This is a genomic window from Helicobacter pylori (assembly GCF_014496965.1).
Lineage (GTDB): Bacteria > Campylobacterota > Campylobacteria > Campylobacterales > Helicobacteraceae > Helicobacter > Helicobacter pylori_CZ.
Genome location: NZ_JACTCR010000005.1, coordinates 24,682 through 39,513, shown reverse-complemented (window position 1 = coordinate 39,513; position 14,832 = coordinate 24,682). Strand labels below are relative to the sequence as shown.

Genomic DNA, 14,832 nt, shown 5'->3' with positions numbered 1-14,832 from the left:
AAACCCCTACTGACCTTTTAAGGTGTCTTTATCCACATGCTCTTGGAGCTGGACGATGTCTTCTAAAACCCAAAACAGATTCTTCCATTCAATAAATTTATTTTCTTCTAAAGCCCTTTGGAAATGATCCAAATCCCATGCCAGGAATTTTTCTGCGTCTAAAATTTTACCCAAAAAGCGCACTTCATAATGCAATTTTTCGCCGCCGCTATTACCGCTCTTCCCGCTATAGCCAATCAACTGCCCTTTTTGAATGAAGCTTTTAGGCTGTACATTGACATGATCTAAATGCGTGTAAATGGAGCTGAAACCAAACGCATGCTCAATGCGCACCAAGTTCCCATACCCCACATTAGAACGAGTCTTCACAAAATCCACAATCCCATCAGCGCTCGCATACACAGGCGTGTTTAATGGCGCGATAAAATCAATCCCGGATTCAACGCCCTTAATCTTTTTAATGGGGTGGTTCCTTTCTTTGGTGGGTTTGATAGCGCTATAAGTTTTTAGGGGCATGCCATTAGGAATGAGCATGAGCGCTAAATGTTTTTGATTTAAGCTCAAATTTTCTAAATCCACTTCATCATAAAGATGCCCTCCCCCATTAGCCCCCTTTTTGATTTCAATCAAGGATTCTAGCCCACGGATCTTTTGCCCCACAATAAAGAGCTCTTCTCGCTTGTTTTTAATCTCTTTCGCTAGGGCGTAATTTCTTTGATACAAATCCCTAAAATCCCTTAAAACCGCATTCCTCTCGCTTGTCATCGTATCCATTTTAGCGATTAAAAATTTTAAAAACCCCACGCCAAGCCCCACGATCAATAAAAGAATGATAACAGAAATGATGAGGTTTCGTTTTAAATTTTTAGAAAATTTGAGCTGTTTAGAACCTGATTCATCAATGATGGTGATCACAAGCTGGTTTTGCGGCATCAATCCCTCTTCTTTGGATAGCGTTCATAAAAAGCGTTGGCTACCAGAAATGAGCCATACACCAAATAATTTTCATTTTCTTTCACATCTTCAAACAAAGCGTGTTCTAACCCTAAAGTTTCTAAAATCCCTTTAAGCTTTTCTAACTTGATAACCCTTTCTTGATGCAATTCTAAAATCAAAACCTTTTTAACCACAGGCTTTAAAATTTCTAGCACCAAAAAAGCGTCTTTATCTTGATAGCAATTATAAATCAAAACGATTGGAGCGTTAAAGATGCGTTTGATTTCTTCTTTTAAGGCTTTAGCGCTATGGGGGTTATGCCCCACATCTATTAAAATATTAGGGCTTAAAAGCTCGCAACGGCCGATTAAATCTAGGGGCTTTAGGTTTTTTAAAACTTCTTGTTTATTGCATGGCATAAGCGTCTCAAACACCTTTAGGGCCACTTCTAAATTCATCGCTAAAAAATGGGCTAAATGGTGGCGTTCAATATAATCCCTGACTCCTTTTGAAATTTCATTTTGAACCACAATCAATTGCGCGTGTTTGTCTTTAGCGATTTTTTGAGCCACATTTAAAACCAGTTCTTGTTGGGGAGCGATGATATTAAGAGAACCCATCGCTTTTAATTTAGTAGTCGCAATGCTTTCTAAACTATCCCCTAAAAATTCCTTATGATCATAATCAATGGGGGTGAAAACGCTTAGGGTTTTTTCCAAAGCGTTCGTGCTGTCAAACTCCCCCCCAAGCCCCGCTTCTAAAACCAAATAATCGCAATCTTTAGCGAGCATGACGGCTAGTAAGGTAGCGTATTCAAAATACGAGCAAGCGTTGCTGAAAGCGTGCGATTGCAATTGCTGGTGGGCGTTTTCTAAAACGCTTTCTTTAACAACAGAACCATTCAAATAAAAGCGCTCCCTGAATTCAAAAACATGAGGCGAGGTGAAATGCAACACCTTAAAATTTTGATCGGCTAATAAAAGGGTTAAAAACCGCCCTGTGCTACCCTTACCATTAGTCCCTACCACATGAATGACTTTCGCTTGAATCTCAAAAAAAGCGTTTTTAAAATCTTTATAAATTTGAATGAAACGGCTAGGGTCAAACTTGTGGTATTCTTTAGGCTTTGTTTCTAAAAACGCCTTTAATCCATTCATCAAAGGGCTATTTTTCATTATTGAATTTCCCCTCATAAGCGATTTGAGCCACAAATTTGGTCAAAGTTTGCTCCACAGCCTGATTGATAGCGTAATAGCGGTTCTGGAAAGTGTTAAGGGGGTCTTGTAAATTCACGGCGTAATTGTAGTATCCGCTATTTTGGAAAGTCTTTTGTGTGCCTCTTTTATTATCGTAGGTGTAATTCACAGACACGGTCGCGCGATAGAAAGTCGTAAAACCTTCTTTATTTTGCGTGATGCTCGTATCGGTTACATTCGTGATTTCTATGATAATGATAGAATCCGCATCCTTTTCACTCGCCAGGCGGTTTTGGAAGCGTTGCACGACTAAACGATTCATCAAATCCTTAAACTCCACAGAGTTTTCAGGATTAGGCAAATTCACAATGAGTTTTACATACACGCTATCGCCAAGCGCGTTTTGAGCGTAAGCGGCGATGGGTTTATACCCACAACCCTTGAACAAAAGCAACACAATAAAAAAAAGTAAAGCCCTCATGCGGTAACAAAATTAACAAGTTTATTAGGCACATAAATTTCTTTTTTAACGCTCGCCTTTTCTAAATATTTCTCTAATTCTTTTTTAGCCAAAATAATAATCTCTTCTTTGCTGGCGTTAATATTGACTTTCAATTCCGCGCGCCTTTTGCCATTAATGGTAAGCCCTAAAGTCATAAAGTCTTCTATCAAAGCACTTTCATCTACTTCTATAGGCTTGAAATTCTCTCTTTTAAAAAGCCTCTCGCTCAATTCCCATGCCGTGTGCGGGATCATAGGCTCTAAGATTTGCAACAACACAAAATAACCCTCGCATAAAATTTGCTCATCACTTTGCGCACTCAAAGCGTTTAAAGCCTCCATGCAACTTGCGATCAAAGTGTTAAACGCGTAAGCGCTTTCAGCCTTGTTGAAAATTTCATGCGATTTTTTCAACGCCTCATAGACTTTTTTGCGGGCTAATTTTTGCACTTCATTCAGGCCAATTTCTTTAAATTCAGGCTTAGAAGTGGTAGGGGTAATGGCGTTCGCTTTATCGTATAAGCGCTTGATGAACCGGTGTGCGCCTTCTAAAGCGTTGTCATTCCATTCCAATTCTTTAGCCGGCGGGGCAGCAAAAAGGATAAAGAGCCTCGCCGCATCAGCCCCGTATTTTTTAAGTATCTCTTTAGGGCTGACAACATTACCTTTAGACTTGCTCATTTTAGCGCCATCTTTTAAGACCATGCCTTGAGTGATGAGCTGTTTGAAAGGCTCATCTAAATTAAGATAGCCCAAATCCCTTAAAGCCTTAGTGAAAAAGCGCGCGTATAACAAGTGCAAAATCGCATGTTCAATGCCGCCAATATAAGTGTCCACTGGCATGAAATACTTCAAGTAATTTTGATCAAACGCTTGATTTTCACGCTCATCTTTGGGGGTGGTATAACGCAAGAAATACCAGCTGGATTGGATGAAAGTATCCATAGTGTCTGTTTCTCTTAAAGCGTCTTTGTGGCATTTAGGGCATTGAGCGAATTTCCAACTCGCATGCTTTTCTAACGGATTGCCCTCCCCATCAATCACAATGTCTTCAGGTAAAGTTACCGGCAGTTGGGTTTCAGGCACGATCCCGCAATGTTTGCAATGAATCATAGGAATGGGCGCCCCCCAATACCTTTGACGGCTCACCCCCCAATCTTGCAAGCGGTAGTTGATGACCCTTTTACCGAGGTTTTCTTTTTCAAAATAAGCGATGATTTGCTCTCTGGCCACTGAGCTAGAAAGATCGCTCCACTCCCCGCTATTTTTTAAAACCTCTTCTTTGGTGTGGGGCAAACTTTGAGAGCTTTGCGTGATCACTTTAATAGGGATATGATAAAGATTGGCGAATTCAAAATCTCTTTCATCGCAGGCTGGCACGCCCATTAACGCCCCAGAACCATAATTGGCTAGGGCGAAATTAGCCACCCAAACAGGGATTTTTTGCTTCGTTAAAGGGTGGATAGCATAAATTCCTAAAAACACCCCTTTTTTCTCTAAGGCTCTTTCTCTTTGAGTCGTGTTTAAAATCGCTTTAATAACCTTTGAATCTTCTTGGCTCACTTGCTTAATGGCATGCTCTACTAAAGGGTGTTCTGGAGCGATCGCAATGTAAGTAACACCATAAATGGTGTCCGCCCTTGTGGTAAAAACTTCAATTTCTTGAATGCCGTTGCAAGCTTTCAAGCACTCATCAGCGATCTTAAAGCCAAATTGCAACCCGCTAGATTTCCCTATCCAGTTTTTTTGCATGGTTAGGACTTGAGAAGGCCAATGATTCTCTAAAGTTTCTAAGTCTTTTAGTAATTCTTCAGCGTAGTTTGTGATCTTCAAATAATATTGATAGAGTTCTTTTTGAATGACTTCTGTGTCGCAACGCCAACACCGCCCATCAATGACTTGCTCATTAGCTAAAACGGTTTTGTCGTTAGGGCACCAATTGAGCATGGCTTTCTTGCGATAGATCAGCCCCTTTTCCCACAAATCAATGAAAAATTGCTGTTCAAATTTCGTGTAATCCGGATCTGAAGTGGCGAATTCCCTGTTTTTAGAAAAAGAAAACCCTAAAGCTTCAAACTCTTTTTGCATGGCTTCAATGTTTTCATAAGTCCAGGTTTTAGGGTGGATACCATGCTTAATGGCCGCATTTTCCGCAGGCATCCCAAAAGAATCAAACCCCATAGGGTGTAACACATTGTAATGGTGCAAACGATAATAACGCGCCAACGCGTCGCCAATGGTGTAATTGCGTACATGCCCCATGTGGATTTCCCCACTAGGATAAGGCAGCATGCTTAGAATGTATTTTTTAGGGAGATTAAAATCGTCTTTAGGCTCAAAACTCTTATTTTTCCACCAAAATTCTTGCCATTTTTTTTCTATATTGATAAAATCCATCATTACCCCTTAGTCTGTTTCGCTCGTTACAACGCTTTCAATCAATAAAAAAATGAGGCTAAAAGCGTTGCTAATCAAAGCCCCAATCATGAGCATGTAAGCTGTAACCAAATTGTTTAAAATCTGTAAAAACACAAACGCCGGTATGAGGTGCAACACGGTGGCTAAAGAGCTGGCCAATAGCTCTGAAGCGAAACGCTTGCACACCCCAATTTTGAGCGTAACGGAAATAAGGTTTAAAGCTAACGCTACAAATAACACCACCGTGTTAGGCTCATACAAAAACCCTGCAATGGTCGTTAAAGAAATAAGGCTGAACAGCACATGAATGACCCGACCCCAATCCATAGAAACTCCTTAAACTTGACCGCCCTCATACAAACGGCGCATTTTTTCTTTCTCTTGAGCTTTTTTGATTTTTCTAGCCTCATTCTCATAATATTTACCCATATCAAAGCCTAACAATAACGCTACTTTAGGGGCGATGAAAATAGAGCTATAAGTCCCTACAATCGTGCCTATTAGCATGGGCAATGAAAAGCCAATGATGATCTTACTCCCAAACACGCACAAAATCAACACCACAAAAAACACGGTTAAAGAAGTTAAAAGCGTGCGCGTGAGCGTGCTGGAAATGGCTTCATCAATGGCTTGAGTGGCGTTTTTGGTTTTTTGAGAGAGCATTTCTTCTCTGATTCGATCAAAGATAATGATCGTATCGTTAATGGAATACCCAATCAATGTGAGCAAAGCCGCAATCACTTCCAGATTCATATCAATCTTAAAAACGATCACCGAACTTGCCACCAAAATCACATCATGCACAAGCGCAATAACGCTCGCTAAAGCGAAACGCCATTCATAGCGGAAACTCACATAAACCATGATTGCTATTAATGCTAAAATCAGCGATAAAATGCCCTTTTCTTTCAATTCGCTCCCCACTCTAGGGCCAACAGTGTCAAATTTACGGATTTCAAAATCGCCGCTGGGTTTTAAAATGTTAGCCACGATAGCGTTCAAGTCTTCATTTTCGGCCGTTTCCACAAAAGGGAATTTGATTAAAATTTCTTCTTTAGAGCCAAACTCGCTCACTTGAACGCCCTTAAAACGAGCTTCTTTTTCAAAAAGATCGCGCACTTCTTTAATGGGAGCGTTTTGAGCGTAACGCACCTGCACCAAACTCCCCCCCGCAAAATCAATCCCTAAAGAAAACCCTTTGAAAAACAAAAGCCCTAACGCCAGAAGCACTAAAATAGCTGAAACGATCACCCCATAATTGGAATAACGCATGAAGCTTAAGATTCTAGTTTGTTTGAATAATTCCATAAAACCTCCTAAGCTCTTTTATTCACGCCAAACCAAAAGTAAAGGCTTTTCGTTTGGGCTAATTTAGGTAGAAGGGCTTGATAAATCCCTTGCGTGCCTATAATAGCGGTGATGATAGAGGCTAAAATCCCAATGCCTGTGGTTAGGGCAAAGCCTTTAATCGCTCCTGTGCCATAAGCGTATAATAACACCGAAGCGATCAAGGAAGTGATATTGGAATCAAAAATCGCCCGACTCGCATTGATATAGCCTAAATGGATCGCCTTAACAACACCCTCTCCTTCTCTTAACACTTCTCTAATGCGTTCGTTGATAATGATATTAGCATCCACGGCAATCCCCACGGTTAAAACAATCCCTGCCATTCCCGGTAAAGTCAGCGTCGCTCCAAAAATCGCCATGACCGCCACGATCAAAAAAAGATTGACCACTAACGCCATGCAAGCGATCACTCCAGCCATGGAGTAATAAAGCGCCATAAAGCCCATCACCAAAATAAAACCCCCAATAAGGGCGATAATGGAGGTTTTAATGCTGTCTTTCCCTAAACTCGGGCCTACAATCCTTTTTTCTAAAACCTGAATGGGCGCGTTCATCGCCCCACTCCTTAAAGCGATCGCTAAATCGCTCGCTTGAGCCACGCTAAAATTCCCGCTAATCTGCCCGCTCCCCCCGCCAATGCGTTCTCTGATCACTGGGGCTGAATAGACCTTATTGTCTAAAACGATCGCCATGCGTTTGCCCACATTCGCGCCTGAGAAATCCCCAAAAATCTTAGCCCCTTGCGCATCTAGCGTGAAGCTCACCACCGGCTGGTTGTTTTGATCATACACCACTTTCGCATCCGTAAGCATTTCGCCATCTAAAATGGGGATCGCTTTGAGCAAGATTTTACCCCCCATTTCCACATCCGATAACAACACGCTGCCTAATTTTTGAGCCTCTAAATCCGTCATTTTCATCGCATCTTTATTGTGTTCTTCATCCACTGCCATCATCTGCAAATGAGCGGATCGAGAAATCAATTCTTTAGCGCGCCGTTCTTCTTCTAAAGTCTTAATACCGGGCAATTGCACCGAAATTTCTTCTTTACCTTGCTGAATGACTACAGGCTCTGCCAAACCAAATTGATCCAAGCGGTTACGAATGATCCCTATCACTTGCAAAATCGTGTTTTTACGCAATTCCTCTTGCTCTAAAGGGGTGAGCTTCACGCTATAAAATTCCGCTTCTTTTTTGATTTCAAACTGGCTATGACCTTGCAATTCCACTAAAAGCGCGTCTAATTTTTTCGCTTCATCTTCATCTAAAAGCTCAAAACTGATCCCTTCTAGGCTGGATTTAATGTCTTTAAGCAAGATATTTTGCTTTTTAGCGTTGTATTCTAAAGCGGACGCCAAGCTTAAATACTTGTTTTTTAAAGCCTCATCGGTTTGCACCCCTAAAAGCATGTTTAACCCCCCCCTTAAATCCAAGCCTAAAGTGATTTTAGGGCCTTTAGTCTCTAGCAAGGAAGGCACAGAAAACCCTACCCCTAAAAGAAGCGCAAAGATAAAAACGATTAAACGAGGGTTAAAAAGTTTCATTCGTAACTTGGTAATAGTCTATAGTTGTTATTTTGCACCACTTCTTCATCTAATTTGAACGCTATATAGTTTTTAGAAAGTTTAGCGGTGGTGTCATCATTGAGTTTCACGCTAAAAAAATTCGCTTCCGCTTTAAGCACCTCAACAATCAACCCGCCTTGAGTAACAATTTTATCGCCCTTAGTCAAGCTCTCTATCATTTCTTTGTGCTTTTTTTGTTGCTGGCGTTGCGGGCGAACAATCAAAAAATAAAAAATAAGAAACAGCACCACAAGGGGTAAAAGCGTCGTTAGAATGTCTTTAGTTTGTCCCATTTAATTCCCTTAAAAGATGTTTTAATCTCAAATTATAGCATTTTTAGCTATTTCTTTAAAGCCGCTCTTTGGTTTAATAAAAATAAATACAAAGCCCCTATGATCCCAGAAATCAAAGATCCTAGTAAAATCGCAATTTTTGCCACTTCCATAGCGTCCTTATGCTCGCTCGTGAAAGCCAAATTAGAAATAAACATAGACATGGTAAAGCCAATCCCTGCTAAAAGCCCAGCCCCTAAAATATGCCACCAGCTGATGCCTTTAGGGCGCGCGGTGATTTTAAGCTTTTCGCCTATGAAAGTGATGAGGAAAATCCCTAAAGGCTTGCCCAAACAAAGCCCTAAAATAACCCCTAAAAGCACCTTATCCACTTCTAAATTGATGCTAGAATCAACGCTCACCCCAGCGTTTGCAAACGCGAATAAGGGCATGATGAAATACCCGCTAATGGGGGCTAAAAAATGTTCCAATCTTTCTAAGGGGCTTTGTAAAGCGCTCGCTTTTTCTTCAATAGAATGCAAGATTTCTTGCTGCTCTTTGGTTAAAAGCGCTCCTGAACTCGTCTCTGCGTATCGTTTGCCTAATTCCAAAAGCTCTACATTTTTAGAATCTTTAGGGATTTTCACCGGTATCATAAAAGCTAGAACCACTGCAGCGATTGTCGCATGGATACCGCTTTGATGCACGCAAAACCAAAGCAACACCCCTAAAAGCAAGTAAGGGATGAGCGATCGGACATTCAAGCGGTTTAATACAGCTAAGATAATAACCACCCCTAAAGCCCCTAAAAGCCATGCGAATTTTAAATTCGTGGTATAAAAGAGCGCGATCACCACAATAGCCCCCAAATCATCAGCCACCGCTAGAGTGATTAAAAAAACCTTCAAAGCGGTTGGCACCCTCTTGCCTAAAAGCATGATCACGCCTAAAGCGAACGCAATATCCGTCGCCATAGGGATCCCAAAACCATGCTGAGAGGGCGTGTTAGCGTTAAGAAAAAAATAAATCAATCCTGGAGCTATCATGCCTCCTATGGCTGCGATCACAGGGAAAGAAGCTTTTTTGAAACTGGATAATTCCCCAAACAACAATTCTCGCTTGATCTCTAAGCCTATCATTAAAAAGAATAACGCCATTAAGACATCATCAATCCAATTATGCAAACTAAAGCCGATAAAAAAATCCCCTACTTGAAACCCAAAAGGGGTGTGCCATAGCGCAAAATAACCTTCTTTTAAAAACGAATTAGCCACCACCATCGCTAAAACGGCGTTCAAAAAGAGGAAAATCCCTCCAAAAGACTCGCTTTTAATGAAGTTTTTAAGCGTCAAACTGAGCGCGTTTTCTGTTTTTTTGAGATTCATAGACAACCTTAAAATTTTTATTTTCAAACCCATAATTTTTCAAGCAGTCTTTTATGAGCGTAAATAATGCCCGCTTGTATCTTAAAATGGGGGGCTTGAGTTCGCAAAAACTCAGCGTAATGAAACACTTGCGCTTTATGGCTTTGCTGGTAATTTTGAGAGCTTTTGTAATCTAAAACATACAAATTTTGCCCCCTATCCCACAATAAAACATCTATCCTAGACACAACCCCTTGGAATAAAAAAGCCGCTTCGCCCTTTAAGGCATGATTTTTAAAAAGGGCTTGTATCTCTGCATCGTTTTCAAAAAGCTCTAAACTTTCTTCTAACGCCTGATAATCCAAACCATAAAAACCATAGTGGTAGTTTAAATATTCTAAAACGCTTTTTTTAGGGATGTTATAAGCGTATTGGTATTCTAATCCCTTATGCAAGGCGATACCAAAGTTGATCGCTTCCTGGTCGTTATTCTTTTCATAATCGCTATCTGGCTCTTCTTCTATTTCTTGGACTTGCTCGCCATAGGCATGGGGCTTGATGACAACGCTTGCGATTAAAGGCTCTTTTTGAGGAGAAATAACCGGTGCGATTTCTCCCTCTTCTAAAGGCGTAAGATCCAATTGTTCGCGCATTTTTTTGTTTTTGCTTTCTTTTTTGCTTTCTTTCTTGTCTTTGGCCACGACAATCAGCCCTAACTCAGCCCTAGTGAATGCGACATAATACACATTAATTTCTTCATGATCTTTGGCTGCTTCTTCTTTGTCTAAAGCCCTAGCGTAATCTTTATCCACCACCTCACGATTTTTCATCCTGTAATAAAGGCGCGTAAGCTCTGCGCCGTCATATTCTTCAAGGAGTTGATTGGAATGGCTTGATTTAGGATTGCCCAAGCGTTCGCACACGATCACATAAGGGAATTGCATGCCTTTAGATTTATGAATGGTCATGATCTGTGCGCCTTTTGGATTGAAAGAAGCGATCTCTTTAGCCTCTAATTTTTCTAAAAATCCATCGGCGTCTTCGCACCCAATGGCCAATTCCAAACAGCTTTGTGCAGGCTCTCCATAAAGTTTAAACTGCTCCATAATTTTCCACACAAAGCTTGCCACGCTCTCTTTTTTAGGGTTAAAACCAGGTAAAGCGATCGCATCATCATGCAAGTATCCAGCGAGTTTTAAAACGCTGTGCTTATAAAAGGGCTTGTAAGGTTCTTCCGCTAAAGCGTATTCTAAAGCGTTCTTAATGATCTTAGATTCTACCAATTGAGACAATCTCGCACTAGATTCCGTGCTTGGGCAAATTGTGCTCAAATACTCTTGCAAATAATTTTTGATTTCTAAAGCGTCCTTATTGGTGGCGCATAAAATGGTAATGTCTTTAGGATCAATACGATGATCTAAAAGGTTTTTAGCTTCTTGTAAGACCTGATTTAATAACAATTCTTTTTCATCAGCCACTAAAGAAACTTTAACATAGCCCTCTGTAACATGTTTATTGTTGGAAGCTTTAGGGTATTTTTGCTCCAAGTAAGCGGTGGGGGAATTTTGATAAGCCTTTTTAAAAATGGTGTTCACATAATTAATGATTAAAGGCGCACTGCGGTGGTTGAATTCCAAATTATCGTGGTGAAAATCCCTAGAAACGCTTTCAAATAAGGAGCTAAAACTCCCCCTAAAGGCATAAATGCTCTGCTTGACATCGCCCACAAAAAACACGCTCCTGTGCCATTTCGCTTGCCCTATCCCCGCTTTAATCTCATCAATAAAAGGGGCTAAAATCTCATAATCGTTCAAGCTCGTGTCTTGAAATTCATCAATCAAAATGTGCGCGATCTTGCTGTCCAACCTGAAATAAAAAAACTCCGCCGGCATTTCTTCATAACCATTCAATAAAACATGGACCTTATCTTTAATCGCATCAAAATCCAGGGCTTGGATTTTAGAAGTGGCTTTATCATAAAGCTGGATGAATTTAGGGAATTTTTTAAATATTGCGGTTTCTTTGGCTTCATAATAGCGTTTTAAATCGTTTTCAATCTCTTCGCACTCCCTCTCTAAGGTAGGGATTTCACTTTTGAGTTTTTTGAAAGATTGATATTCGCTCTTTTTTTTAAGCCAGGTTAAAGAGCTGTTTAAAAATCCCCTAAAACTATCGCATTTAATGGCTTTTTTAGCCTCATTTGATGCTGTTTCTATGTTTTGAATTTGGTTGTTTAAGCTCCTTAGTTTTTCTAAAAAACCCTCTTCATCAAATGCAGGCTCTTTCTTATTAGGATCAAATAAATAAAGCTTGTTTTTTAAAAAACGCAGCCGTTTTAAAATAGAATCGCTTGTGTAACTCTCATAACTTAAGCATTGGACGATAAAAGCGCTCAATTCTTCAAGCTGTTCGCTGTTTAAAGCGTTTAAAAAACCCTCATTAAGCTGTCGTTGGTGCGCTTCTGTGTCTTCATTGACTTCAAAATTTGCGCTCAACCCCACAAACCAGCAAAATTTCCTTAAAATGCTTTGGAAAAACGCGTCAATAGTGCTAATCCTAACTTCAGCGTTTAAAAAGCGTTGGTAGATTTTTTGAGCGCTATTTCGCACCAAGCTAGGGTCTAAATGGTATTTTTCTTCTAATTCTTTTAGGATATTTTGGGATTTTTCTTTTCCGCTCTCAAGGTTTTCTTTTTGCAAAATTTTTAAATAGTCTAAAATGCGCTCTTTCATTTCGGCGGTGGCTTTTTTAGTGAAAGTGAGCGTTAAAATCTCGCTAGGATTAGCCCCTTTAAACAATAAGGCCAAAAACCGCACGCTCAAAGCGAAAGTCTTCCCGCTCCCTGCTGAAGCCTTTAAAGCCATGCATTGTCTTTTTGTATCCATGATAGCTATCCTAAAATTCTGTTTTGCCTTTATTATAACCTAAAAGCCTTTTTTACTTAAGCTAAAAAACCTTAATCTTTTGCTATAATCGTGGGGTTTTGTCATTTTCTCTATGTGATTTATAGGGATTAAAGGGCAAAGACAGCGTCAAATTCACACATGCTAATCCTTGTATTTAGGTGTTCTTAAGAAATTTAAGAATCAAATGAGCATGGAGGAAGAGAACCAAAATAACTTTAAGGAGAATTCTCATGGTAACCATGAAAGATTTATTAGAATGCGGTGTGCATTTTGGACACCAAACAAGGCGTTGGAACCCTAAAACCAAAAAATTCATTTTTGGCGTTAGGAAAAATATCCATATTATTGATTTGCAAAAAACTTTGCGCTATTTTAGATACACTTATAATATCGTACGCGATGCGAGCGCTCAAGGCAAGAGCATCATGTTTGTAGGCACTAAAAAACAAGCCAATGAGACTTTGAAAGAATTCGCTGAAAGCATTCAAGTCCCTTATGTCAATTACCGCTGGCTTGGTGGCATGCTGACTAATTTTAGCACCATTAGAAAGTCGGTTAGGAAATTAGAAATCATTGAAGAAATGGAAAATAGCGGTCAAATTGATCTATTGACTAAAAAAGAAAAGCTCATGATTTTAAGGAAAAAAGAAAAGCTGGATAAGTATCTTGGCGGGGTGCGCCACATGAAAAAAATCCCTGATATGATTTTTGTGATTGATGTGGCTAAAGAAAAAATCGCTGTCGCTGAAGCGAGGAAACTCCATATCCCTATCGTGGCCCCCTTAGACACTAACTGCGACCCTGATTTAGTGGATTACCCCATTCCTGGAAATGACGATGCGATCCGCTCTATTAGGCTGTTTTGTAAAGAAATGAGCGAAGCGATTTTAGAAGGGCGAGAACTCATGCAAGAAGAAATCGTCCATGCGGATGAAAATAGCGAAGAGATAGAGTTCGTGAGCAATGAAGAAAAAGAAGAAATGCTCGCTGAAATCCAAAAAGAAATCACTCAAGGAGCCGAATAATGTCAGGAATTAGCGCTCAATTAGTCAAAAAATTAAGGGATTTAACCGATGCGGGCATGATGGATTGCAAAAAAGCCCTTGTGGAAGTGGCTGGGGATTTGCAAAAGGCCATTGATTTCTTGCGCGAAAAAGGCTTGAGTAAAGCCGCTAAAAAGGCTGATAGGATCGCTGCTGAAGGCGTGGTCGCTTTAGAAGTCGCGCCTGATTTTAAAAGCGCGATGATGGTAGAAATCAATAGCGAAACGGATTTTGTGGCTAAAAATGAGGGCTTTAAGGAATTGGTTAAAAAAACTTTAGAAACGATCAAAGCCCATAACATCCATACACCAGAAGAACTGCTTAAAAGCCCGTTAGACAACAAGCCTTTTGAAGAATATTTGCACTCTCAAATCGCTGTGATTGGTGAAAACATTTTAGTGAGAAAAATCGCTCATTTAAAAGCCCCTAGCTCTCATATTGTCAATGGTTATGTGCATTCTAACGCCAGAGTGGGCGTGTTAATTGGTATAAAATACGATAATGAGAAAAACGCTCCAAAAGTGGTTGAACTGGCCCGAAACATCGCTATGCATGCCGCAGCGATGAAACCTCAAGTGCTAGATTGCAAAGACTTTAGCCTTGATTTTGTCAAAAAAGAAACCTTAGCCTTGATCGCTGAAATTGAAAAAGACAACGAAGAGGCTAAACGCTTGGGCAAACCTTTGAAAAACATCCCCACTTTTGGGAGCCGCATTGAATTGAGCGATGAAGTTTTAGCCCGTCAAAAAAAGGCTTTTGAAGACGAATTAAAAGAGCAGGGCAAGCCTGAAAAAATCTGGGATAAAATCGTTCCAGGAAAAATGGAAAGATTCATCGCTGATAACACCCTTATTGATCAACGCCTAACCCTTTTAGGGCAATTCTATGTCATGGACGATAAAAAAACTATCGCTCAAGTCATCGCTGATTGTTCCAAAGAATGGAATGATGATTTAAAAATCACTGAATATGCACGTTTTGAATTGGGCGAAGGCATTGAGAAAAAGGCAGAGAATTTCGCTGAAGAAGTGGCTTTGCAAATGAAGTGAGATTTTAGGAAACGACCTTTAAAGGTTGTTTTCTTTTAATTTTTTAATTTTCTTTATTTAATCTTGTTTTTAGTTAAATTCTAAACGCTATAGTTTTTCCAACAACCCCTAAAACCCCAAAATTTAAGTGCTCTTAAGCCAAGTCTAATATAGTTAAAAGATTTAAAGGGAACTTAAAATTGTATCAGTAGGGATTTGAGAATTTGAAAAAATATTATAGGTAATGAAATCA

12 protein-coding genes are annotated in these 14,832 nt (G+C 40.0%); 2 read left to right on the top strand and 10 right to left on the bottom strand.

What is annotated here, in order from left to right:
- Nucleotides 1–6 precede the first annotated feature (6 nt).
- Genes csd2 through H7O61_RS02900 form a run of 10 tightly spaced genes read right to left on the bottom strand, consistent with a single transcriptional unit; the run spans nt 7 to nt 12,487 of the window.
- On the bottom strand, nt 7–933 hold the full coding sequence (gene csd2 / locus H7O61_RS02945; protein ID WP_079340283.1) for a M23B family cell shape-determining DD-metalloendopeptidase Csd2: 927 nt from the start codon (nt 931–933) through the stop codon (nt 7–9).
- Nucleotides 933–2,111 (bottom strand): bifunctional folylpolyglutamate synthase/dihydrofolate synthase, encoded by a 1,179-nt coding sequence (locus tag H7O61_RS02940; protein WP_187875096.1) that lies wholly within the window; start codon nt 2,109–2,111, stop codon nt 933–935. The genes csd2 and H7O61_RS02940 overlap by 1 nt, the downstream gene beginning before the upstream one ends.
- Complete coding sequence (lptE, locus tag H7O61_RS02935; protein WP_187875095.1) at nt 2,101–2,613, bottom strand: LPS assembly lipoprotein LptE; 513 nt, start codon at nt 2,611–2,613, stop codon at nt 2,101–2,103. Before lptE ends, H7O61_RS02940 begins: the two co-directional genes overlap by 11 nt.
- Nucleotides 2,610–5,030: a leucine--tRNA ligase gene (gene leuS / locus H7O61_RS02930; protein ID WP_187875119.1), complete on the bottom strand. Its 2,421-nt coding sequence runs from the start codon at nt 5,028–5,030 to the stop codon at nt 2,610–2,612. The genes lptE and leuS overlap by 4 nt, the downstream gene beginning before the upstream one ends.
- A 9-nt stretch (nt 5,031–5,039) precedes the next feature.
- A complete protein-coding gene (locus H7O61_RS02925; RefSeq protein WP_000383761.1) occupies nt 5,040–5,378 on the bottom strand; it encodes a DUF6394 family protein in 339 nt (112 codons plus the stop codon).
- A 9-nt stretch (nt 5,379–5,387) separates the two neighbouring features.
- Nucleotides 5,388–6,359, bottom strand: a complete 972-nt coding sequence (secF, locus tag H7O61_RS02920; protein WP_187875094.1) for a protein translocase subunit SecF — start codon at nt 6,357–6,359, stop codon at nt 5,388–5,390.
- Between the two features lie 8 nt (nt 6,360–6,367).
- Nucleotides 6,368–7,945, bottom strand: coding sequence for a protein translocase subunit SecD (secD, locus tag H7O61_RS02915; RefSeq protein WP_187875093.1), 1,578 nt, complete (start codon nt 7,943–7,945; stop codon nt 6,368–6,370).
- Nucleotides 7,942–8,259, bottom strand: coding sequence for a preprotein translocase subunit YajC (yajC, locus tag H7O61_RS02910; protein ID WP_187875092.1), 318 nt, complete (start codon nt 8,257–8,259; stop codon nt 7,942–7,944). Before yajC ends, secD begins: the two co-directional genes overlap by 4 nt.
- Nucleotides 8,260–8,306: 47 nt before the next feature.
- Entirely contained in the window at nt 8,307–9,623 is a 1,317-nt protein-coding gene (nhaA, locus tag H7O61_RS02905; RefSeq protein WP_187875091.1) for a sodium/proton antiporter NhaA, read from the bottom strand.
- 23 nt (nt 9,624–9,646) lie between these two features.
- On the bottom strand, nt 9,647–12,487 hold the full coding sequence (locus tag H7O61_RS02900; protein ID WP_187875090.1) for a RecB-like helicase: 2,841 nt from the start codon (nt 12,485–12,487) through the stop codon (nt 9,647–9,649).
- A gap of 251 nt (nt 12,488–12,738) precedes the next feature.
- Here H7O61_RS02900 and rpsB point away from each other — a divergent pair, with 251 nt between their 5' ends.
- A complete protein-coding gene (gene rpsB, locus H7O61_RS02895) occupies nt 12,739–13,533 on the top strand; it encodes a 30S ribosomal protein S2 (RefSeq protein WP_000258276.1) in 795 nt (264 codons plus the stop codon).
- Nucleotides 13,533–14,600: a translation elongation factor Ts gene (tsf, locus tag H7O61_RS02890; protein ID WP_165558509.1), complete on the top strand. Its 1,068-nt coding sequence runs from the start codon at nt 13,533–13,535 to the stop codon at nt 14,598–14,600. Before rpsB ends, tsf begins: the two co-directional genes overlap by 1 nt.
- Nucleotides 14,601–14,832: the final 232 nt, after the last annotated feature.

Bases quoted from the DNA above. Each gene is read 5' to 3' on its own strand.
- csd2 (WP_079340283.1), bottom strand. From the start codon at position 933: ATGCCGCAAAACCAGCTTGTGATCACCATCATTGATGAATCAGGTTCT.
- H7O61_RS02940 (WP_187875096.1), bottom strand. From the start codon at position 2,111: ATGAAAAATAGCCCTTTGATGAATGGATTAAAGGCGTTTTTAGAAACA.
- lptE (WP_187875095.1), bottom strand. From the start codon at position 2,613: ATGAGGGCTTTACTTTTTTTTATTGTGTTGCTTTTGTTCAAGGGTTGT.
- leuS (WP_187875119.1), bottom strand. From the start codon at position 5,030: ATGGATTTTATCAATATAGAAAAAAAATGGCAAGAATTTTGGTGGAAA.
- H7O61_RS02925 (WP_000383761.1), bottom strand. From the start codon at position 5,378: ATGGATTGGGGTCGGGTCATTCATGTGCTGTTCAGCCTTATTTCTTTA.
- secF (WP_187875094.1), bottom strand. From the start codon at position 6,359: ATGGAATTATTCAAACAAACTAGAATCTTAAGCTTCATGCGTTATTCC.
- secD (WP_187875093.1), bottom strand. From the start codon at position 7,945: ATGAAACTTTTTAACCCTCGTTTAATCGTTTTTATCTTTGCGCTTCTT.
- yajC (WP_187875092.1), bottom strand. From the start codon at position 8,259: ATGGGACAAACTAAAGACATTCTAACGACGCTTTTACCCCTTGTGGTG.
- nhaA (WP_187875091.1), bottom strand. From the start codon at position 9,623: ATGAATCTCAAAAAAACAGAAAACGCGCTCAGTTTGACGCTTAAAAAC.
- H7O61_RS02900 (WP_187875090.1), bottom strand. From the start codon at position 12,487: ATGGATACAAAAAGACAATGCATGGCTTTAAAGGCTTCAGCAGGGAGC.
- rpsB (WP_000258276.1), top strand. From the start codon at position 12,739: ATGGTAACCATGAAAGATTTATTAGAATGCGGTGTGCATTTTGGACAC.
- tsf (WP_165558509.1), top strand. From the start codon at position 13,533: ATGTCAGGAATTAGCGCTCAATTAGTCAAAAAATTAAGGGATTTAACC.